Source organism: Pantoea sp. X-Soil-OKNW-556 (genome assembly GCF_059730695.1).
Map to the genome: position 1 here is coordinate 1,080,368 of NZ_AP035990.1, position 20,527 is coordinate 1,100,894.

At 54.3% G+C, this 20,527-nt stretch carries 19 protein-coding genes; 6 read left to right on the forward strand and 13 right to left on the reverse strand.

The genetic code is table 11. From position 1 onward, the window contains the following. Nucleotides 1–36 precede the first annotated feature (36 nt). Nucleotides 37–1,014 carry a thiamine-phosphate kinase gene (gene thiL / locus AC6I8T_RS04825; protein ID WP_021185861.1) on the forward strand — a complete coding sequence of 326 codons (978 nt, stop codon included), beginning with the start codon at nucleotides 37–39 and terminating at the stop codon, nucleotides 1,012–1,014. Continuing rightward, the gene (gene pgpA / locus AC6I8T_RS04830) at nucleotides 1,001–1,495 is read left to right on the forward strand and encodes a phosphatidylglycerophosphatase A (RefSeq protein WP_208724951.1); all 495 of its coding nucleotides are present in this window, start codon (nucleotides 1,001–1,003) and stop codon (nucleotides 1,493–1,495) included. The genes thiL and pgpA overlap by 14 nt, the downstream gene beginning before the upstream one ends. A 49-nt stretch (nucleotides 1,496–1,544) precedes the next feature. Here the strand turns inward: pgpA and AC6I8T_RS04835 are convergent, their stop codons facing one another. From AC6I8T_RS04835 to xseB, 4 genes are all read right to left on the reverse strand, one after another. Beyond that, nucleotides 1,545–2,519 (reverse strand): aldo/keto reductase, encoded by a 975-nt coding sequence (locus AC6I8T_RS04835; RefSeq protein WP_208724952.1) that lies wholly within the window; start codon nucleotides 2,517–2,519, stop codon nucleotides 1,545–1,547. Nucleotides 2,520–2,599: 80 nt separating this feature from the next. After that, nucleotides 2,600–4,465 (reverse strand): 1-deoxy-D-xylulose-5-phosphate synthase, encoded by a 1,866-nt coding sequence (dxs, locus tag AC6I8T_RS04840; protein WP_208724953.1) that lies wholly within the window; start codon nucleotides 4,463–4,465, stop codon nucleotides 2,600–2,602. A gap of 19 nt (nucleotides 4,466–4,484) precedes the next feature. Continuing rightward, a complete protein-coding gene (gene ispA / locus AC6I8T_RS04845) occupies nucleotides 4,485–5,384 on the reverse strand; it encodes a (2E,6E)-farnesyl diphosphate synthase (protein ID WP_021185857.1) in 900 nt (299 codons plus the stop codon). Then, a complete protein-coding gene (xseB, locus tag AC6I8T_RS04850; protein WP_013508116.1) occupies nucleotides 5,384–5,626 on the reverse strand; it encodes an exodeoxyribonuclease VII small subunit in 243 nt (80 codons plus the stop codon). Before xseB ends, ispA begins: the two co-directional genes overlap by 1 nt. Nucleotides 5,627–5,860: 234 nt before the next feature. Between xseB and thiI the strand changes: the two genes are divergently transcribed. After that, nucleotides 5,861–7,309 (forward strand): tRNA uracil 4-sulfurtransferase ThiI, encoded by a 1,449-nt coding sequence (gene thiI / locus AC6I8T_RS04855; protein ID WP_208724954.1) that lies wholly within the window; start codon nucleotides 5,861–5,863, stop codon nucleotides 7,307–7,309. A gap of 82 nt (nucleotides 7,310–7,391) precedes the next feature. Here thiI and yajL read toward each other — a convergent pair whose 3' ends face one another. Together yajL and panE are read right to left on the reverse strand one after the other, a co-directional pair. Next, complete coding sequence (gene yajL, locus AC6I8T_RS04860; RefSeq protein WP_497833544.1) at nucleotides 7,392–8,000, reverse strand: protein deglycase YajL; 609 nt, start codon at nucleotides 7,998–8,000, stop codon at nucleotides 7,392–7,394. After that, complete coding sequence (gene panE / locus AC6I8T_RS04865; RefSeq protein WP_497833545.1) at nucleotides 7,954–8,874, reverse strand: 2-dehydropantoate 2-reductase; 921 nt, start codon at nucleotides 8,872–8,874, stop codon at nucleotides 7,954–7,956. Before panE ends, yajL begins: the two co-directional genes overlap by 47 nt. Before the next feature lie 126 nt (nucleotides 8,875–9,000). Here panE and AC6I8T_RS04870 point away from each other — a divergent pair, with 126 nt between their 5' ends. Continuing rightward, entirely contained in the window at nucleotides 9,001–9,492 is a 492-nt protein-coding gene (locus AC6I8T_RS04870; protein WP_021185853.1) for a YajQ family cyclic di-GMP-binding protein, read from the forward strand. On the opposite strand, the gene AC6I8T_RS04875 is transcribed toward AC6I8T_RS04870, so the two are convergent. Beyond that, nucleotides 9,489–11,261 (reverse strand): sigma-54-dependent Fis family transcriptional regulator, encoded by a 1,773-nt coding sequence (locus AC6I8T_RS04875; RefSeq protein ID WP_021185852.1) that lies wholly within the window; start codon nucleotides 11,259–11,261, stop codon nucleotides 9,489–9,491. The two genes, AC6I8T_RS04870 and AC6I8T_RS04875, sit on opposite strands and share 4 nt — an antisense overlap. A gap of 291 nt (nucleotides 11,262–11,552) precedes the next feature. Here AC6I8T_RS04875 and exaC point away from each other — a divergent pair, with 291 nt between their 5' ends. Together exaC and adhP are read left to right on the forward strand one after the other, a co-directional pair. After that, on the forward strand, nucleotides 11,553–13,073 hold the full coding sequence (exaC, locus tag AC6I8T_RS04880) for an acetaldehyde dehydrogenase ExaC (RefSeq protein WP_021185850.1): 1,521 nt from the start codon (nucleotides 11,553–11,555) through the stop codon (nucleotides 13,071–13,073). A 32-nt stretch (nucleotides 13,074–13,105) separates the two neighbouring features. Further along, the gene (gene adhP, locus AC6I8T_RS04885) at nucleotides 13,106–14,146 is read left to right on the forward strand and encodes an alcohol dehydrogenase AdhP (protein ID WP_497833546.1); all 1,041 of its coding nucleotides are present in this window, start codon (nucleotides 13,106–13,108) and stop codon (nucleotides 14,144–14,146) included. Between the two features lie 32 nt (nucleotides 14,147–14,178). Here adhP and AC6I8T_RS04890 read toward each other — a convergent pair whose 3' ends face one another. The 6 genes from AC6I8T_RS04890 to cyoA all read right to left on the reverse strand — a co-directional run bounded on the left by AC6I8T_RS04890 (nucleotide 14,179) and on the right by cyoA (nucleotide 20,435). Continuing rightward, nucleotides 14,179–15,543: an MFS transporter gene (locus AC6I8T_RS04890; protein ID WP_497833547.1), complete on the reverse strand. Its 1,365-nt coding sequence runs from the start codon at nucleotides 15,541–15,543 to the stop codon at nucleotides 14,179–14,181. 132 nt (nucleotides 15,544–15,675) lie between these two features. After that, nucleotides 15,676–16,563, reverse strand: a complete 888-nt coding sequence (cyoE, locus tag AC6I8T_RS04895) for a heme o synthase (RefSeq protein WP_036627589.1) — start codon at nucleotides 16,561–16,563, stop codon at nucleotides 15,676–15,678. 12 nt (nucleotides 16,564–16,575) lie between these two features. After that, a complete protein-coding gene (locus AC6I8T_RS04900) occupies nucleotides 16,576–16,905 on the reverse strand; it encodes a cytochrome o ubiquinol oxidase subunit IV (RefSeq protein WP_036627544.1) in 330 nt (109 codons plus the stop codon). After that, complete coding sequence (locus tag AC6I8T_RS04905) at nucleotides 16,905–17,522, reverse strand: cytochrome o ubiquinol oxidase subunit III (RefSeq protein WP_013508127.1); 618 nt, start codon at nucleotides 17,520–17,522, stop codon at nucleotides 16,905–16,907. The genes AC6I8T_RS04900 and AC6I8T_RS04905 overlap by 1 nt, the downstream gene beginning before the upstream one ends. After that, entirely contained in the window at nucleotides 17,522–19,504 is a 1,983-nt protein-coding gene (gene cyoB / locus AC6I8T_RS04910; RefSeq protein WP_021185845.1) for a cytochrome o ubiquinol oxidase subunit I, read from the reverse strand. Before cyoB ends, AC6I8T_RS04905 begins: the two co-directional genes overlap by 1 nt. Before the next feature lie 4 nt (nucleotides 19,505–19,508). After that, nucleotides 19,509–20,435, reverse strand: a complete 927-nt coding sequence (gene cyoA / locus AC6I8T_RS04915) for a cytochrome o ubiquinol oxidase subunit II (RefSeq protein ID WP_208724957.1) — start codon at nucleotides 20,433–20,435, stop codon at nucleotides 19,509–19,511. Between the last annotated feature and the right edge of the window lie 92 nt (nucleotides 20,436–20,527).

Below are 20,527 nucleotides of genomic sequence, written 5' to 3' on the forward strand. Positions count from 1 at the left end.
GCCGGTCATCCGGCCTTTTTTCATTGAGACCTGACTATGCCCTGTGGTGAATTCGAACTGATCGCACGTTATTTTAACCGCGTCACCAGCTCCCGCCGCGATGTCGAGAAGGGAATTGGTGACGACTGCGCATTGCTTAACGTGCCAGAAAAACAGACGCTTGCTATCAGCACCGATACGCTGGTAGAAGGCGTGCATTTCCTGCGTGATATCCATCCAGCCGATCTCGGTTATAAAGCGGTTGCGGTCAACCTGAGCGATCTGGCTGCTATGGGCGCCGATCCGGCATGGCTAACGCTGGCGCTGACGCTGCCGGAAGTGAACGAGAGCTGGCTGGCGGCCTTCAGTGACAGCCTGTTTGAGCTGCTGGATTACTACGATATGCAGCTGATTGGCGGCGATACTACGCGCGGCCCACTGAGCATGACGTTGGGCATCCACGGTTTAGTTCCGGTAGGGCGTGCACTAAAACGATCCGGTGCGAAGCCGGGTGACTGGATTTTCGTCACCGGCACGCTGGGTGACAGTGCTGCCGGTCTGGCGTTGTTGCAGCATCGTTACCGTCTGTCGGACCCGGCGGTGCACGAAACGCTGATCAAACGTCATTTACGCCCGATGCCGCGCGTCTTGCAGGGGCAGGCGCTGCGTAGCCTGGCCACGTCAGCGATCGATGTGTCGGATGGATTGCTCTCCGACCTCGGCCATATTTTGCAGGCCAGCCGTGTCGGCGCGCGCTTGAATGTCGATGCACTGCCGCTGTCGGCAGCACTGCGCGACCATTTCGACGCAGACCAGGTGCAACGCTGGGCGCTGGCAGGAGGGGAAGACTACGAGCTGTGCTTCACGGTGCCGGAAGTGAACCGTGGTGCGCTGGACGTGGCGCTCGGTCATCTCGGCGTGCCTTATACCTGCATTGGTCAGATAGCACCGGAAGCCGATGGACTCACGTTGCTGGAAAATGGCAAGCCGCTGAGCTTCAATCACAAAGGATTTGATCACTTTGACGTTAAATAAAGATGTGGCAAAGAGCCGCCTGCGTATGTCCAATCCGTGGCATCTGCTGGCGACCGGCTTTGGTAGTGGGTTAAGTCCGATCGTACCGGGTACCGCGGGATCGCTGGCGGCGATCCCGTTCTGGTGGTTGATGACCTTTTTGCCATTGCAGATCTATTCGCTGGTGGTGCTGATCGGTATCAGCGTCGGCGTCTATCTGTGCCATCGCACTGCCAAAGACATGGGTGTCCACGATCACGGCAGCATTGTCTGGGACGAGTTTATCGGTATGTGGATCACCCTGATGGCGATTCCGCTGATGAGCTGGAAATGGGTCCTGGCGGGTTTTGTCATTTTCCGCATTTTTGATATGTGGAAACCCTGGCCGATTCGCTGGTTCGATCAGAACGTGCATGGCGGCATGGGGATTATGGTCGATGATATTATCGCCGGGGTGATCTCTGCGGTGATTTTGTACGTGTTAGGGCATGTGATGATCTGATGCCTATCCCGTCGCGGCGCGATTTATCGCGCCGCGACGGATGAAAATTTTACTCAAAACCCACAACTGGGTGCGGTTGATACACCGTCTCCAGCTCGGCAATATCCGTTGTACTCAACTCCACGTCCACCGCTTTGACCAGCTCAGCAAACTGCTCTGCGCGTGATGCCCCGATAATGGGTGCCGTCACCACCGGCTTATGCAGCAACCAGGCCAGCGCAATCTGTGCACGCGTGACGCCTTTATCCGCTGCCAGGGTGGCGATACGTTCCGCGATAGCTGCATCGTTCTCTTCGGTGTCGCGGTAAAGTTTAGCCATCACCTCATCTGACACGGAGCGGGCGGTGGCTTCACCCCACGGGCGCGTCAGCTTACCGCGAGCCAATGGACTCCAGGGCAGGACGGCGATGCCTTCGCGCAGACACAGCGGATGCATGGCGTTCTCTTCTTCCCGTTGAATCAGGTTGTACTGATCCTGCATGCTGACAAAGCGCGCCCATCCTTCGCGAGTCTGGAGCTGAAGCGCCTGCTCAAATTGCGCCGCATGCATTGAGGATGCGCCGATATAACGCGCTTTACCGGCCTGTACCACGTCGTGCAGCGCTTCCAGCGTCTCCTCAATCGGCGTGTCGTAATCCCAGCGGTGAATCTGGAGCAGGTCAACATGATCCATGCCCAGCCGTGTCAGGCTGTCATCAATTGATTGCAGGATATTGTTGCGCGACAGCCCCTGGGTCAGATTACTTAATGGGAAATAGACCTTGGTGGCGACCACGACTTCGTCGCGGCGAGCAAAATCTTTCAGGGCGCGCCCGACAATCTCTTCGCTGCTGCCGTCGGAATAGGAGTTGGCGGTATCAAAAAAGTTGATGCCTGCTTCCAGCGCTTGCTTGATTAACGGGCGGCTGCTCTCTTCCGGTAACGTCCAGGCGTGATTGCCGCGCAGCGGATCGCCATAGGTCATACAGCCCAGGCAGAGACGGGAAACCTGTAATTCAGTCTTACCTAAAGGAATTTTTTTCATTGGGAGGTCTGCTCTCGCATCAGGGAAATCCCTTAAGCATAGCAGCAGGCTCGCTCGCCGGGCGGCGAGCGAGCAGGGGATTACTGGGCCAGCCAGCAGGTGATTTGTTGCTGAATACCGGTGGCATCCAGTTGGTAGTCATGGCGCACTTCTTCCTGGGTACCCTGCGGGATGAACTCATCAGGCAGACCGAGGTTCAGCACCGGTATACGCAGGCGTTTTGCCATCACAAATTCGTTCACGCCGCTACCTGCTCCGCCCATGATAGCCCCTTCTTCCAGGGTGATCAGGGCGTCGTGGCTGCCCGCCAGTTCCGTGATCAACGCCTCATCCAGCGGTTTGACAAAACGCATATCCACCAGGGTGGCATTCAACGCTTCGGCGGCCGCAGTGGCTTCCGGCAGCAAGGTACCGAAGTTGAGAATCGCCAGCTTCTCGCCCTGACGTTTTATCACGCCCTTGCCCAACGGCAGGCTCGCCAGGGGTTCCAGCGCTGCCCCGGTGCCGGTACCGCGCGGGTAACGCACGGCACTTGGGCCATCCTGATAGTGGTAACCGGTGTACAACATCAGGCGGCATTCGTTCTCGTCGCTTGGCGTCATGATCACCATGCCAGGGATACAGCGCAGATAAGCCAGATCGAACGCACCCTGATGGGTTTGTCCGTCGGCACCGACAATGCCGCCACGATCGATAGCAAACAACACTGGCAGCTTCTGGATCGCCACATCGTGGATCACCTGATCGTATGCGCGTTGCAGGAAGGTAGAGTAGATCGCCACAATCGGTTTGTAGCCGCCAATCGCCATCCCTGCCGCGAAGGTTACCGCGTGCTGTTCAGCGATCGCCACGTCGAAATATTGCTGCGGATAGTCACGGGAAAAACTCACCATGCCGGATCCTTCGCGCATCGCCGGAGTGATGGCCATCAGGCGTGCGTCATCAGCCGCGATTTCGCTTAACCAGTTACCAAATACTTTGGAGTAGCTCGGCAGACCACCTGCGCTTTTCGGCAGCGAACCGCTGGCCGGATCGAATTTCGGTACGGCATGCCAGGTGATGGGATCTTCTTCCGCCGGCGCATAGCCTTTGCCTTTTTTGGTCATGATATGCAGGAACTGCGGGCCTTTCAGGCTACGCATGTTCTTCAGCGTACTGACCAACGCGAGGACATCGTGACCATCCACCGGGCCGATGTAGTTAAAACCGAGTTCTTCAAACAGCGTACCCGGTACCACCATGCCTTTCAGATGTTCTTCAGTGCGTTTGACCAGCTCTTTGATCGGCGGCAGGTTGTCCAGCACCCGTTTGCCGCCTTCGCGCAGGCGTGAATAGGTTTTACCGGAGAGGATCTGCGCCAGACGATTGTTCAGCGCACCCACGTTCTCGGAGATCGACATCTCGTTGTCGTTGAGGATCACCAGCATATCCGGTTTGATATCGCCCGCGTGGTTCATGGCTTCAAATGCCATGCCCGCCGTGATGGCACCATCACCAATGATGGCCGCAGTACGACGCCCTTTACCTTCACGCTCGGCGGCGACGGCCATACCGAGGGCGGCGCTGATGGAGGTTGACGAGTGACCGACGCTCAGTACGTCGTATTCGCTCTCTTCACGCCACGGGAAGGGATGCAGACCATTTTTCTGACGGATGGTGCCGATGCGATCGCGGCGACCGGTCAGAATTTTATGCGGGTAGGCCTGATGGCCAACATCCCACACCAGATGGTCAAACGGGGTGTTGTAAACATAATGCAGCGCCACTGTTAGCTCGACGACGCCCAGACCCGAAGCGAAGTGACCACTGGAGCGGCTGACGCTGTCCAGCAGATACTGACGCAGCTCGTCACAGAGTGCCGGAAGCTTCTCTTTTGGCAGTAAACGTAATTCCTGTACCGTGCTTGCCAGCGCCAGTGTCGGGTATTTTGCAATATCAAAACTCATCAGAGACTCATTATGAAAGTTATTTATCGCGTTCAATTATGAAGCTAGCCAACGCTTGTAATGCTGTGGTGTTAAAGGATTGCGCGGCCAGAATATCCAACGCGCCCAGTGCCTCCTGATAGAGATCCCAGGCTTTTTGACGGGCATTATCCAGCCCCATCAGCGCCGGATATGTGCTTTTGCCCAGTGCCTGATCGGCCCCCTGGGTTTTGCCCAATATCGCGGTGTCGCCGACCACATCCAGGATGTCATCCTGCACCTGAAACGCCAAACCAATGGCATTGGCATAGACATCCAGAACGGGCAGGGCGGCACGGCCTTGCTCACCCGCCGCCAACGCACCAAGTCGTACGGCAACACGGATCAATGCACCGGTTTTATGACGGTGAATCTGTTCCAGTTGCGCGAGGTCGATGCTTTTACCCTCGGCGGCGAGGTCCAGTGCCTGGCCGCCGCACATACCTGCGACACCACTGGCCTGCGCCAGTTCGGAGATCATGGTAATACGGGCTTCTGCACTTACGCCAGGCATCGGCTGGTCGGCCAAAATCGAAAACGCCAGCGTTTGCAGGGCATCGCCTGCGAGAATCGCCGTGTCTTCACCATATTTGATATGGCAGGTTGGCTGCCCACGACGCAATGCATCGTCGTCCATCGCAGGCAGATCGTCATGAATCAAAGAGTACGCGTGGATACATTCTACCGCCGCAGCGGGCGCATCCAGGCTGGCCGGATCGGCCTTTAACATTTCACCCGTAGCGTAAACCAGAAAAGGGCGCAGACGCTTACCGCCTAATAGTGCCCCATATTGCATGGCATTCACCAGAGGAGAACTCTGAAAAGGAAGTGGATCTAACAAGCGCGTCAGCGCGAGGTTTACCCTTTCGTGATAGGCGCTTAGCAGTTTGGCGAAATCCATCAATTATCTTCCGGCGTAAAAGGGGTGAGCGCGGCGTCTTTATCATCGCTCAGCAAAATCTGCACGCGCTGTTCCGCCTGTTGCAGGGTTTGCTGGCCGCTACGTGCCAACTGAACACCGCGTTCAAATTCTTTTAGCGCCTCTTCCAGCGGCAGCTCACCACTTTCCAGGCGGCTGACGATCTGTTCCAGTTGCTGTAGAGCGCTTTCAAAACTGGCGGGCGCTTCGGCTTTTTTCGGCATAATCAGTGTCGACTCACAGGTTGGGACATCATCTTGCAGTCGGTCATGGTATCTGACGAGGATTAATTAGCAAAATAATGAATGTGACTGCGGTTGCAGAAGAAGTCACCAGACAAAGGTGATATACTCTCGCGCCTCGGATGCGGACGCTCCTGCTTAGCCCGCAATTATATGATTTTACCAGCTAAGTGCCGATGCTTTTAGCACTTATTTGCCCAACGAAGCTGTGTCGCCATGAAGTTTATTATCAAGCTCTTCCCCGAAATCACCATCAAGAGTCAGTCGGTGCGACTGCGCTTTATCAAGATTCTGACCGGAAACATTCGTAACATTCTGCGCACTCTGGATGATGAGATCGCGGTTGTGCGTCACTGGGACCACATTGTGGTCCGGGCGAAGAAGGAAACGTTGCGCGCAGCGGTGATTGCCGAACTGACGCGTATTCCGGGTATCCATCACGTACTGGCGGTGGAAGATCATGAATACACCGATATGCATAACATCTTCGAACAGACGCTGGCGCTGTATCGTGAACGTCTCGAAGGTAAAAGCTTTTGCGTGCGCGTGAAGCGTCGCGGCAAGCATGAGTTCAGCTCGCAGGACGTGGAACGCTACGTAGGCGGCGGTCTGAACCAGCATATCGAAAGCGCTCGCGTGCAACTGAATAATCCGGATGAGACGGTCAACCTTGAGATTGAAAACGATCGCCTGCTGCTGATCACCGGACGTTATGAAGGACTGGGCGGCTTTCCGATTGGTACCCAGGAAGATGTGCTGTCACTGATTTCCGGCGGTTTTGACTCCGGTGTCTCCAGTTATATGTTGATGCGCCGTGGCTGCCGCGTGCATTACTGTTTCTTCAATCTTGGCGGTGCCGCGCATGAAATCGGCGTACGCCAGGTAGCGCATTATTTGTGGAATCGTTTTGGTCGTTCGCATCGTGTGCGTTTCGTCGCCATCAATTTTGAACCGGTGGTGGGTGAGATCCTCGAAAAAGTGGATGACGGCCAGATGGGTGTGGTGCTGAAGCGTATGATGGTGCGCGCGGCGTCGATGGTCGCCGAGCGTTACGGCGTACAGGCGTTGGTGACCGGTGAAGCGCTGGGCCAGGTTTCCAGCCAGACGCTGACCAATCTGCGTTTAATCGATAACGCCTCCGACACGCTGATTCTGCGTCCGCTGATTTCCCATGACAAAGAGCACATCATCAAGCTGGCGCGTGAGATTGGTACGGAAGATTTTGCCCGTACTATGCCGGAATATTGCGGCGTGATCTCGAAAAGCCCGACGGTGAAAGCGGTGAAGGCGAAGATCGAAGCGGAAGAGACGAATTTCGATTTTGCTATTCTGGATCGCGTGGTGCAGGAAGCCAGCAACGTTGATATCCGTGAAATCGCCGAGAAAACTGAAGAAGAAGTCGTGGAAGTTGAGACGGTTGCGTCGTTCACTGCCAATGATGTGGTACTGGATATTCGCTCGATTGATGAGCAGGATGACACGCCACTGGCGCTGGAAGGGGTTGAGGTAAAATCGCTGCCGTTCTACAAACTCAGCACCCAATTTGGCGATCTCGACCAGAGCAAAACCTGGCTGTTGTATTGCGACCGCGGCGTGATGAGCCGTTTGCAGGCGCTGTACCTGCATGAGCAGGGTTTTACCAATGTGAAGGTGTATCGCCCGTAACGGTCGATACACCTCCGTAGCGGCGCGATTTATCGCGCATGTTAAAAGGCAGGGCGCGCGATGAATCGCGCCGCTACGTTTTTCAGCATTCTTCGAATTCCTGGTAGTTATAGATTCCTGCCGCCAGCACCAGTTGCGATGCCACTTCGCGTGCTTTTTCTTTGTTCACCAGCAGATCAATCAGTTTCAGCGCAAAATCCATCGAAGTGCCCGGCCCCTGGCTGGTCAGCAGATTGACGCGGGGATCCCACACGACACGGCGTTCCATCCATTTCGCTTCCGGGATGGTTTCTTTCAGGCCGGGAAAACCGGTCATGTTCCCGACCGGGAACAGATCGTGCGGCACCAGGACCGTACCGGGTGCGGCGCAAATCGCCGCGACAATGCGACCAGAAAGATGAAACTGGCGCACGGTTTCCACCAGCAAAGGACTGTCGCGGAAGGTTTGTGCGCCTTTCAGACCGCCGGGCAACACAATGGCGGCATAATCGTTATCTGCCACTTCAACCAGCGGCGCATCAGCCAGCAGGCGCACGCCACGCGAGCAGACGATCTCCCGGCTGCCATCGCTTTCGACACTGGCGGTAGTGACCTGCAAACCGCCACGCACCAACAAATCGATGGTGGTGACCGCTTCGGTCTCTTCACTGCCATGTGCCAGGCAAACCAGAACCGATGCGTTCGTGCTCATATTGGGACTCCTTGCGTTTAATCAAATCATACAAACGGGTGTTCTCCGGCAATGCAATGCCCTGCGCGCGTGCGCGGCGCAGCAGGTAACCGGTGATGTAATCAATTTCGGTCTGGCGCTGCGCCCGAACATCCTGCAACATCGATGAGACGTTGGCTGCCGTGGTGTCGATGACGTCATAGATGATGTCACGCAGATTATCGACGGCAATGTGTTGGCCTTCGCGCTCCATCACCCAGGCAATCTCCTCGCACAGTTTGGCGATTTGCTCAGGCCAGGCACGCAGCGCACCGTTCTGGCAATCATGCTCGACGGTCATCGGGTTGATCACGCAGTTGACCGCCAGCTTACGCCAGCAGGCAGAGGCGATATTGTTATGCCAGGCAACATCGGGCAAGGCTTGATGCAGGATATCCGCGATATCACTCATCGCTTCACTCTCGCGACTGGCCGGGCCAATATGGGTGATGCCCTGCGCCACATGTTTAATCACCGTGACATCACGCATCGCCGCGTGCGTCGTAATCCCGCGCAGCAGAGGCTGCTGGACATCTTTCAGCTCTTCCAGGGTGCCCATCCCATTGTGTAACAACAGAATCGGCGCATGTGCCGGTAATACGCTTTGCAGATTCTTCACGGCGGGAGAAACCTGTGGGGCTTTTAGCGTCACCAACAACAATTGGCTCTCCGCCAGAAACAGCGGATCGTTGGCAATAAAAGTGTGGTTGCTGACGTTGCCTTCAGGATCGATCACATTGACCGAACAATAGGGCTGCGGTACGCGCAGCCAGCCCTGAACATCATGTCCCTGGCGTGCGAGGGCGGCGAGCCAAACCTGACCCAGGGCGCCGCAACCCAACACGGTAATTTTCATTGTGCCTCCCGCTGACGGGTTATCGTTTTCACTACACACTATCAGTATAGCTTTCGGTGTATCGTGTTTTATTAGCGCGACAAGACGCGTATTATGCATGTCACTTTAGCGTCAGGAGAAGACAAGATGCCATCTTTCGATATCGTTTCCGAAGTCGAACTACAGGAAGTCCGTAATGCGGTGGAAAATGCGAGCCGTGAACTGTCTACCCGTTTTGATTTCCGTAACGTCAGCGCCAGCATTGAGCTGAACGAAAAGAATGAGACCATCAAAATCACCACGGAGTCTGATTTTCAGGTCAAGCAGCTGGTGGATATTTTAAGAGAAAAGCTGCTGAAGCGCGGAATTGAAGGGGCAGCAATTGAAGTCCCGGAAGAGATCGAGCACAGCGGTAAAAGCTGGAGCGTCGAAGCCAAACTGAAAAAAGGCATCGAAAGCGACGTGGCGAAGAAACTGGTGAAGCTGATCAAAGACAGCAAGCTGAAAGTTCAGACGCAGATTCAGGGTGATGAACTGCGCGTCACCGGTAAATCGCGTGACGATTTGCAAGGCGCGATGGCGCTGGTGCGTGGCGGCAATCTCGGTCAGCCATTCCAGTTCAAAAACTTCCGCGATTAATCGCCTTTGTCGCGTGCGGCACGGCGATACAGCGTGCTGCGCGCGATACCCAATGCCTGCGCAGTTTTACTGATATTGCCATTAAAGCGTTGCAGCGTTTCGGCAATCAGCCGTTCATCATGACTTTGCAAATTCTCGACTACCACCGGAGCGGCGGCACGACGGTATTCGGCGGGCAAATGCACTTCGCTTACTTCTTCCCCTTCATCCGCCAGCGCCAGCAATACGCGCAACAGGCTGCGCAACTGACGCACATTGCCTGGCCACGGGAGCTGAGCCAACGAGGTCAGCAACGAGGGCGACAACTGAATATCGCGATCGCCACCTCCCAACTCCAGCCACAAACGCTGAATAAAGCCCGCTAAATCTGGCCACTCGCGCAGCGGCGGGATGGTCATGGAAAATTCCTGTAAGCGGTAAAGTAAATCCTCGCGGAACTCGCCTTCAGCCACGCGTTGCGCCAGATCGCGATGCGTGGCGCAAATTACCGCAAAGTTGACTGGCCAACTGCGGCTGGAACCCAGGGGTGACACTTCTTTTTCCTGCAACACGCGCAGCAGGCGGGTTTGCAACGCCAGCGGCATATCGCCAATTTCATCCAGGAACAACACGCCACCGTCGGCTTCACGGATTTTACCGATATAGCCGTTTTTACCCGCACCGGTAAAGGCACCAGGCTGATAGCCAAATAACTCGGATTCAATCAGTGATTCCGGGATGGCGGCGCAATTGATGGCGACAAATTTGCCTTCCCGCCAACGGCTTTGTTGATGCAACGCACGGCTGACAAACTCTTTTCCGCTGCCGGTTTCACCATGAATACACAATGAAACGCCAGCGTTCAGCAGACGTACCATTTTCTCGCCATCACGTCGTAACGAGAAGGGCAGCTCCGTATGGCTGGCGGCGGGTGTGGCGAAGTGAGTACGGTGGGGTGCGCGCAGGCGGAAATAAAAGGTTTGCGCGCAGTAATTTAACGGCACCGGGATGGTGTTGGCGGCCTGCTCCTGGTGGGGGAACAGTTGCTGGAACGTCAGGGAACCGAGTTGCTCCGCGCTGAGAGCCAGTTCGCGCATTGCGAGGCGATTCGCTGCCATCAGCACATTGTCGGAGAACACCAACAGCAACTCGTCGCTGGTATCGATACCCTGTGGTTGCGCATGCAGGCTCATCAGCCACTGCTGCGGGTGCAGGCTCTGCTTAACCCACAGATACTCAATTTGTTTGGCTGCGGCTTTCACCCAACTGAAGGTTTGTGGATGCGGGAAATGCGCCGGACCCGAGATATCCAGCACCCCGGCAATCTGACCGTTGGGCATCTGGAGCGGCATGGCTGCGCAGTACAACCCCTGATTACGCGTGAGAAAATGTTGCTGTCCGTCTATCTCGCAGCCATCGTCAATTGCCAGCGCGGTGCCAATGGCGTTGGTGCCACGGCCACACTCGCTCCATAAATTGCCGGGTGCCAATGCGTAGCGCTGCGCTTTCTCCATCGACTGCATATCGCCAAAGGTATGTAGCACCATGCCGCTGGCATCCGAGAGGATCACCACCGATTGCTTCTCCGCCATCTTTTGCGCCAGTTGGTTGATCACCGGCTGGGCAAACTGCTGCAATCCGCTGTTGCTGGCGAGCAAATCCGCCAGTTCACCCTGACGTACCCGGGGAAAGTCATCAGCGGTGCGATCAAGTCCATATAGCTGGCTACGAAACCAGGAATCGCTAAGAAGCGGAGTAGCGTTGATCGCGGCGGATGAATTTCCCTGCATTGGTAACCTCATGCCCTGGCAAAGTGTTGCGACATTGTAGCTATTTGGTTTTTGTGGTGTTGCGATATGCAACACAGATGGTGATTTTTACCGCACCATTCCATTAAGTTATTACGGTTATTTTTTATGTAACTCTATGTTGAGTATCACTATTTTTTAATCCATCGCAAGCTGAAAAAAACTGGCACGCGCGCTGCAATAGTCATGCTGGCAGCGGGCTGTTCAACCTGGCGACCCTCAGGTTGCCGCTGCCAGCTCCAGAACATCTGACCCTACATTAAGGAGTTTGCGATGCGTTATGCACATCCCGGCACGCCCGGCGCTTTGGTTTCTTTCAAAGCGACTTACGGCAACTACATTGCGGGCAAATTCACAGAGCCGCTCAGCGGCCAGTACTTTACTAACACCTCGCCAGTTGATGGCAGCGACATTGCGCAGTTCCCTCGATCGGACGCGCGTGATATCGACTTAGCACTGGATGCTGCTCATCAGGCCGCTGACGCCTGGGGAAAAACCAGTGTGCAACACCGTGCCAATCTGCTGTTACAGGTGGCGGATCGTATCGAAGCCAATCTGGAAATGTTGGCCGTAGCCGAGAGCTGGGACAACGGCAAGCCGATCCGTGAAACGCTGAATGCGGATCTGCCATTGGCGGTTGACCACTTCCGTTACTTCGCGGGCTGCCTGCGCGCGCAGGAAGGTAGTACGGCAGAGATCGATGAAAACACCGTCGCCTACCACTTCCACGAGCCGTTGGGCGTGGTGGGGCAGATTATCCCGTGGAACTTCCCGTTATTGATGGCGGCCTGGAAATTGGCTCCGGCGCTGGCTGCGGGTAACTGTGTGGTTCTGAAACCCGCCGAGCAGACGCCGCTGGGTATCACTCTGCTGCTGGAATTAATCGGCGATCTGTTCCCGGCGGGGGTGCTTAACGTGGTACAGGGTTTTGGCCGTGAAGCGGGTGAAGCGCTGGCGACCAGTAAACGTATTGCCAAAATCGCCTTTACCGGTTCGACCCCGGTGGGACGTCATATTATGGCGTGCGCGGCGGAGAATATTATTCCCTGTACCGTCGAACTGGGCGGTAAATCTCCCAACATCTATTTTGCTGATGTGATGGACGGTGAGCCAGAGTTTATTGAAAAAGCGGTGGAAGGTCTGGTGTTGGGCTTCTTCAATCAGGGCGAAGTTTGTACCTGCCCGTCACGCGCGCTGATCCATGAATCGATCTATGCCCCGTTTATGGAGCGGGTGATGGCTAAGATTGCCACTATTCGTCGTGGAGATCCGCTGGATACCGAAACTATGATCGGTGCCCAGGCTTCGCGTCAGCAGTTTGATAAAATCCTCTCTTATATCGACATTGCGCGGCAGGAGGGAGGTCAAATCCTGACCGGCGGTGAGCGCGCCAGCATTGCGCCAGCGTTCGATAATGGCTTCTATATTCAGCCGACGCTGATTAAAGGCGATAACCAGATGCGCTGTTTCCAGGAAGAGATTTTTGGGCCAGTTATCGGTGTCACCACCTTTAAAGATGAGGCCGAAGCGCTGGAGATTGCCAACCAGACACAATTTGGCCTTGGGGCCGGTGTCTGGACACGAAACACGAATCTGGCTTATCGCATGGGGCGTAGTATTAAAGCCGGTCGCGTCTGGACCAACTGCTACCACATCTACCCGGCACACGCTGCTTTTGGCGGCTATAAACAATCCGGAGTAGGGCGCGAAACGCATAAAATGGCGCTTAACGCCTACCAACAAACGAAAAACCTGCTGGTTAGCTACGACATCGCACCACTGGGGCTCTTTTAACCCCTTAACAGACCCTTTTGGAGAGTGAATTGATGAACATGAAGATCAAAACCACGATGAAAGCGGCAGTTGTGAAATCGTTCGGTGAGCCTTTGGTGATTGAAGAAGTACCGGTGCCTTCGGTCGGGCCGGGTCAGGTTTTGGTAAAAATTGCCGCCACCGGGGTTTGCCATACCGATTTGCACGCTGCTGAAGGTGACTGGCCGATCAAACCTAATCCCCCCTTTATTCCCGGCCATGAAGGTGTTGGTCAGGTTGTGGCGCTGGGCGAAGGTGTGATACATCTCAAACTTGGCGATCGCGTGGGTGTGCCCTGGCTCTACTCGGCCTGTGGTCATTGCGAATATTGTCTCGATAGCTGGGAAACGCTGTGTCTGTCGCAGCAGAATGCCGGTTATTCAGTCAATGGTAGCTTTGCAGAGTATTGCCTGGCGGATGCTAACTACGTCGGTATCCTGCCGGATAATATTGAGTATCATGAGATCGCGCCGATTTTGTGTGCCGGTGTCACGGTGTACAAAGGGCTGAAGATGACCGATACCAAGCCAGGTGACTGGGTGGTGATTTCCGGTATCGGTGGTTTGGGACATATGGCTGTTCAGTACGCGGTAGCGATGGGGCTTAACGTGGCTGCTGTTGATATTGATGACGAGAAGCTGGAGTTTGCTAAACGTCTGGGTGCCAGCGTGGTGGCTAACGCGAAAAATGTCGATCCGGCGAAATTCTTCCACGAAAGCTTCGGCGGCGCGCACGGTGTGCTGGTGACAGCGGTTTCACCGAAAGCCTTTGAGCAAGCGTTGGGAACCATGCGTCGTGGCGGTACGATGGTGCTGAATGGCCTGCCGCCGGGCAAATTTGACCTGTCGATTTTTGACATGGTGTTGGACGGTATTACGGTGCGCGGTTCAATTGTCGGCACCCGTAAGGATTTGCAGGAGGCGCTCGACTTCGCTGGTCGTCACAAAGTGAAAGCCAATGTAGCGGTGGAGCCGTTGGTCAACATCAACGATATCTTTGCCCGCATGCATGCCGGTAAAATTGAAGGCCGTATTGTTGTTGATATGTCGCTGTAAATAAAAGCCCGGCGCAATGGCCGGGCTTGGTTTTAACTGCTGGCGAGCAGCGCTTCCAGTTCAACGCGGCTCGTCACTTTACTGTCTATCTTGATGTAGGCGCTTTTCTCTTCCGGCACGATAAACACCGACGCAACACCGGGCTGGGATTTCAGACGTTTCTCCAGATTGGGAACTGCCAGCACCGCATCGCTCAGGACAATACGCAGGCTGCTGACATAAGGTGGTTCCTGCATCGACATGCTGATAAACAGCCAAATCGCCGCGACCACCGCACCCACCAGAAATACCGTTTGTGCATCAAAATGACCAAATACCCAACCGCCCATGCTGCCGCCAATGGCGACGCCGAGGAATTGGCTGGTGGAGTAGATGCCCATCGCCGTGCCTTTATAACCCGGCGGAGATTCTTTACTGATTAAGGACGGCAGAATCGCTTCCATCAGGTTGAAGGCCAGGAAGAACAGCTGCACGCCAATCACCAGCGTCCAGAAGTGGCTGCCTGCTCCCCACAGTACGATTTCCGCCACCACAATCAATCCGACACAACTGACAAACACCCGTTTCATGCGGCGTTTGACTTCGGCATAAATAATGAACGGGATGACGCTGACAAAGGAAACCAGCATGGTCACCAGATACACTTTCCAGTGCTCGGAGGCCGGGAATCCAGCTTGTTCAAACTGGCCGGGGAGCGCCACGAAGCTCGACATCAGCAGGATGTGCAGACACAGGATACCAATATTCAGTTTCACCAGGCGTGAATTGGTCAGTACCGCGCGGATGCTGCCTTTCACCATGCCGGACTCACGGTTCAGCACATGGTTTGGGGCATTGGGCACCACCAGCAGCGTAATCACAATGCCACAGCTTGCCAGAATCGCAATCATCCAGAACAATGCATGCAGGCCGAGTGCATGGGTGACAATTGGACCGAGAACCATCGCAATAGCGAAAGTGACCCCGAAGCTGATGCCGATAAAAGCCATTGCTTTGGTACGGTTCTGCTCACGGGTTAAATCGGACAATAAGGCCATCACTGCGGCGGCGATAGCGCCGGAGCCTTGTAAGGCACGACCAAGAATGACACCCCAGATAGAGGTGGTGGTAGCCGCAATTACGCTACCTAAAACAAACAGCAGCAGGCCACCGACAATCAGCGGTTTACGACCGATACGGTCCGAGAGTAAACCAAAGGGAATCTGGAAGATCGCCTGTGCCAGGCCATAGATACCTATCGCCAGGCCAATTAATGTTTCACTGGCACCCTGTAGCGCCATGCCATAGGTGGTGAGCACCGGCAGCACCATAAACATTCCCAGCATACGCAGGGAAAAAACCGTACCCAAACCCCATGTAGCACGCAGCTCTACCGGAGTCATTTTATTATCTTTCATTGCAACCTCTGTTAATTTGCTGCACTTATTCTAGGGAGCAGGGCAGGGCGGGTAAAACAATTGTTTTTAAGCGATGGTAACAAAAAGAAAGGGCGCGAAAATCGCGCCCTTTCATGGATTTGCGGAGCTAAATTACCAGACGTAAGTCAGCAGATCTTTTGACGCTGGGGTCATAAAATCCACCGACATCATTACGCTCAAAGCAGTGACAGCAACAATGGAGAAGACAAACAGTTTACGTGCCCAAACTTTATCGTTTGAGGTTTTGTAACCTGAAAGCGCCATCCCGAGCCACCAGACACTCACTGCCGCAGCAACGACCAGATATTTGTAGCCAGCGTAGCCGCCCAGCGACAGCATCAGCGTGGCAATCATAAACGCCAGGATATACAGCGTAATATGGTTTTTCGCCACGGAGATACCTTTCACCACCGGCAGAACCGGGATGTTCGCTGCCTGGTAATCTTTAAAGCGGAAGATGGCAATCGCATAGGAGTGCGGCATCTGCCACAGGCTAAAGATCGCCAGCAAAATCAGCGCGCCAGCATCAAACTCGTTAGTCACCGCGCAGTAACCAATCACTGGCGGCATTGCGCCAGAGAGGCTACCAATCAGCGTACCGTAGACCGAATTACGCTTCATATAGAGGCTGTAAATGCCGACGTAGACTACGAAGCCCAGCACCGCCAGCCACATGGCCAGCGGGTTAGCACCGAAATAAAGCAACGCAAAGCCAGCAATACCTAATGCGGTTGCATAAACCAGGCTCACTTTCGCCGAGATAAGGCCTTTAACCAGCACTCGATTCCGCGTTCTCTCCATCTTGATATCGATATCGCGGTCAATCACGTTGTTGAAAACACAACCTGATGCGACAACCAGCGATACACCCACCAGTGAGATGACGAACAAGGTGTAATCAATGCTGCCTTTTGAAGCCAGCAGGAATCCACCGATCACAGAAATTAAATTGCCGAAAATAATTCCTGGTTTTGTTACTTGCAGGTATTGCTTAATCATCATGGGCGACTCTTAGTGGACCATCATGTTGTAGTTGAGGTTCCACATAATCCACAGTGAGCCTACTACGACAATCAAAATAATGACGGCCGCAAAGACAATGGCCACCATGTTCCAGCCACCCTCAGATTTGCTATCAAGGTGAAGGAAGTAGACCAGGTGCACCAGCACCTGAACCACCGCACACACCAGAACGACAGCCAGAATGGTGCCTTTAGAGGCGCCGCCATCCATCACCATCCAGAACGGGATCGCCGTCAGGATGATCGACAGGATGAAGCCGATCATGTAGGACTTCACGCTACCGTGTGATGCACCATGTTCGGTTGCTGAATGACTCATTACATGGCCCCCATCAGGTAAACAATGGTAAATACGCAGATCCACACCACATCCAGGAAGTGCCAGAACAGGCTCAGGCACATGATACGGGTGCGGTTAGTGGCACTCAGACCACGCTTGGAGATCTGGAACATCAGCACTGCCATCCAGATCAGACCAGAGGTCACATGCAGACCGTGCGTCCCAACCAGCGTAAAGAATCCGGACAGGAAGCCGCTACGGTTTGGACCGAAGCCTTCCATGATCAGGTGATGGAATTCATAGATTTCCATCCCGATAAATCCGGCACCGAACAGGAAGGTCAACGCTAACCAGCTGATGACCGCGCCCTTGTTCTGGTTGTTCATCGCGATCACTGCCATACCATAGGTAATGGAGCTGAGCAGCAGCAGCGCGGTTTCTACCAGTACAAACGGCAGTTCGAAGATGTCTTTACCTGCCGGGCCACCGGCAGTGTTGTTGACCATAACTGCATAGGTCGCAAACAGCGTTGCGAAGATAATGCAGTCACTCATCAGGTAGATCCAGAAGCCAAAGATCTTATTGGCTCCTGCATCGTGATGCCCATGCTCCGCATGGGCGTCGTGGTGGTGTGTCGTCACAGTTTGAGTTGACATTATTTCAGACCTGCTTTGCTGATTTCGTCAAAGTGCTTCTTCTCGATCTGCTCGATTTCCGCAACCGGTACGTAGTAATCCACGTCTTCATCGAAGCTCTTCACAATCCAGGAGATGATCATGCCCAGGAAGGAAACAACCACCAGCCACCAGATGTGCCAGATAGCCGCGAAGCCGAAAATCGTACCGAAGGCAGCGATAACAATGGCAGCACCACTGTTTTTCGGCATATGAATTTCTTCATATTTAGCCGGCTGCTGATACGCTTCGCCTTTCTCTTTCATTTCCCAGAAAGCATCGCGCTCGTGAACGTGCGGGATTACAGCAAAGTTGTAGAACGGCGGCGGTGAAGAGGTTGCCCACTCCAGCGTACGACCACCCCACGGGTCACCGGTCAGATCACGGTTCTGGTCGCGGTCACGCACAGAAACGTAGAACATGATCAGCTGACACAGGATGCCACAGGCAATCAGCGCAGCACCGCAAGCCGCAACCACCAGCAGTGAGTGGAACTGCGGGTCGATGTCCTGGCTAACACGACGGGTCATACCCATGAAGCCCAGCGCATACAGCGGCATAAACGCTACGAAGAAGCCGATGATCCAGAACCAGAAGGCACGTTTGCCCCAGGTTTCGTTCAGGGTAAAGCCGAAGGCTTTCGGGAACCAGTAAGTCACACCAGCCATACAACCGAACACCACACCACCGATGATTACGTTGTGGAAGTGCGCGATCAGGAACAGGCTGTTATGCAGAACGAAGTCTGCACCCGGTACCGCCAGCAGAACACCCGTCATACCACCAATAGAGAAGGTTACCAGGAAGCCGATGGTCCACAGCATTGCTGAGTGGAACTCGATACGACCCTGATACATGGTGAACAGCCAGTTGAAGATTTTCACGCCGGTCGGAATCGCGATGATCATCGTCATGATACCGAAGAAGGCGTTAACGTTGGCACCGGCACCCATGGTGAAGAAGTGGTGCAGCCAAACGATGAACGACAGTACGGTAATGGCGATGGTCGCCCACACCAGAGAGGTGTAACCAAACAGACGCTTTTTCGAGAAGGTGGCAGTGACTTCAGCGAAGACACCAAACACCGGCAGGACAAGGATGTATACTTCCGGGTGACCCCAGACCCAAATCAGGTTGACGTACATCATCATGTTACCGCCCATTTCGTTAGTGAAGAAATGGAAGTCGAGGTAACGGTCGAGGGTCAACAGTGCCAGCGTTACGGTCAGTACCGGGAACGCAGCGATGATCAGGACGTTAGTACACAGAGCAGCCCAGGTGAATACCGGCATTTTGAACAGGTCCATGCCCGGTGCACGCATCTTCAGAATGGTCACGAAGAAGTTGATACCGGTTAACGTGGTCCCGATACCGGATAGCTGGAGACTCCAGATCCAGTAATCGACCCCGACGCCAGGACTGTACTCCGCACCCGAAAGCGGCGGATAGGCCAGCCAGCCAGTCTGCGCAAACTCGCCCACACCCAGAGACAGGTTAACCAGGATCACACCGATCGCAGTGAACCAGAAGCTCAGGTTGTTCAGGAACGGGAAGGCAACGTCGCGTGCACCAATTTGCAGCGGAACCGCAACGTTCATCAGACCTACCACGAAAGGCATCGCCACGAAGAAGATCATAATCACGCCGTGGGCGGTGAAGATCTGGTCGTAGTGGTGCGGTGGTAGTATGCCTGCTTCCCCGGCGGAAGCCATCACCTGTTGGGTACGCATCATGACTGCATCAGCAAAGCCACGCAGCAGCATGACGAATGCCATGATGATGTACATGATACCCAGTTTTTTGTGGTCGATTGACGTCAGCCATTCAGACCAGAGATATTGCCATTTACCAAAGTAGGTGATGGCGGCAATGATAGCCAGACCACCTATGATGATACCGGCAACCGTGACCATGATAATCGGCTCATGGTACGGCACTGCATCCAGTGTTAATTTTCCGAACATCGTATTATTCCTCGGCTCCCGCGGAAGCGGCGTGACTCATGTCCATGCCTTCGTGCTCTGGCATGTCCATCTTCCCGTGGCTCATCTTGAACTTATCAATAACTTGTTTGAACAGTTCAGGGTTGGCCGTAGAGAAATATTCCACCGGGTGATTTTCGCTTGGCGCAGCCAGTTTCTCGAAATCATCCATGGTGGTCAGCGTGTTTGGAGCCGCTTTAACTTTGGCTACCCACTGCTGGAATTCCGCGTCGTCTTTGGTGGCAATGGCTTTGAACTTCATGCCAGAGAAACCACGACCACTGAAGTTAGCAGACATACCGTCGAAAATTCCCGGCTCGTTGGCGATCAGGTGCAGTTTGGTCTGCATGCCCGCCATCGCGTAGATCTGACTACCCAGCGTAGGAATAAAGAAGGAGTTCATGACGGAGTTGGAGGTGATCTTGAAGCTGACCGGAGTATTTGCCGGGAAGGCAATCTGGTTAACGGTTGCAATACCCTGTTCCGGGTAAATAAACAGCCATTTCCAGTCCAGCGCGACAACGTCGATCTCAACCGGTTTGACGTCAGAGGCCAGCGGTTTGCTCGGCTCCAGCGCGTGGGTTGATTTCCAGGTCAGAACGCCGAGGAAGAGAATGATCAGGATCGGAATGGTCCAGACCACGGCTTCCACTTTGTTAGAGTGTGACCAGTTGGGGCTATACTTCGCATTGGTATTGGTTGCCCGATATTTCCAGGCAAAAAACACCGCCATAAAGACTGCCGGGATTACGACGATCAACATCAAGCCAAAAGCTGTCAGAATCAACGAACGTTGCTCCAGTGCAATCTGTCCTTTGGGATTTAACAACGCACTATCGCAGCCACTGAGTAATACAGCGCCTGCAATTAATGACAAAATCCCCAAACTTTTATTGTATTTCCTGAGTCTCATTTAACGACCTCAATGACAAAGGGCTCTATTGTCGTTTAAGTGTGCGCGCATTTTACGGGAAGGTTTATGCAGTGTAAACCAGCTTAAGGATG

Coding starts and splice junctions, on each gene's coding strand:
- thiL (WP_021185861.1), top strand. CDS start 37: ATGCCCTGTGGTGAATTCGAACTGATCGCACGTTATTTTAACCGCGTC.
- AC6I8T_RS04835 (WP_208724952.1), bottom strand. CDS start 2,519: ATGAAAAAAATTCCTTTAGGTAAGACTGAATTACAGGTTTCCCGTCTC.
- dxs (WP_208724953.1), bottom strand. CDS start 4,465: ATGAGTTTTGATATTGCAAAATACCCGACACTGGCGCTGGCAAGCACG.
- ispA (WP_021185857.1), bottom strand. CDS start 5,384: ATGGATTTCGCCAAACTGCTAAGCGCCTATCACGAAAGGGTAAACCTC.
- xseB (WP_013508116.1), bottom strand. CDS start 5,626: ATGCCGAAAAAAGCCGAAGCGCCCGCCAGTTTTGAAAGCGCTCTACAG.
- thiI (WP_208724954.1), top strand. CDS start 5,861: ATGAAGTTTATTATCAAGCTCTTCCCCGAAATCACCATCAAGAGTCAG.
- yajL (WP_497833544.1), bottom strand. CDS start 8,000: ATGAGCACGAACGCATCGGTTCTGGTTTGCCTGGCACATGGCAGTGAA.
- panE (WP_497833545.1), bottom strand. CDS start 8,874: ATGAAAATTACCGTGTTGGGTTGCGGCGCCCTGGGTCAGGTTTGGCTC.
- AC6I8T_RS04870 (WP_021185853.1), top strand. CDS start 9,001: ATGCCATCTTTCGATATCGTTTCCGAAGTCGAACTACAGGAAGTCCGT.
- AC6I8T_RS04875 (WP_021185852.1), bottom strand. CDS start 11,261: ATGCAGGGAAATTCATCCGCCGCGATCAACGCTACTCCGCTTCTTAGC.
- exaC (WP_021185850.1), top strand. CDS start 11,553: ATGCGTTATGCACATCCCGGCACGCCCGGCGCTTTGGTTTCTTTCAAA.
- adhP (WP_497833546.1), top strand. CDS start 13,106: ATGAACATGAAGATCAAAACCACGATGAAAGCGGCAGTTGTGAAATCG.
- AC6I8T_RS04890 (WP_497833547.1), bottom strand. CDS start 15,543: ATGAAAGATAATAAAATGACTCCGGTAGAGCTGCGTGCTACATGGGGT.
- cyoE (WP_036627589.1), bottom strand. CDS start 16,563: ATGATTAAGCAATACCTGCAAGTAACAAAACCAGGAATTATTTTCGGC.
- AC6I8T_RS04900 (WP_036627544.1), bottom strand. CDS start 16,905: ATGAGTCATTCAGCAACCGAACATGGTGCATCACACGGTAGCGTGAAG.
- AC6I8T_RS04905 (WP_013508127.1), bottom strand. CDS start 17,522: ATGTCAACTCAAACTGTGACGACACACCACCACGACGCCCATGCGGAG.
- cyoB (WP_021185845.1), bottom strand. CDS start 19,504: ATGTTCGGAAAATTAACACTGGATGCAGTGCCGTACCATGAGCCGATT.
- cyoA (WP_208724957.1), bottom strand. CDS start 20,435: ATGAGACTCAGGAAATACAATAAAAGTTTGGGGATTTTGTCATTAATT.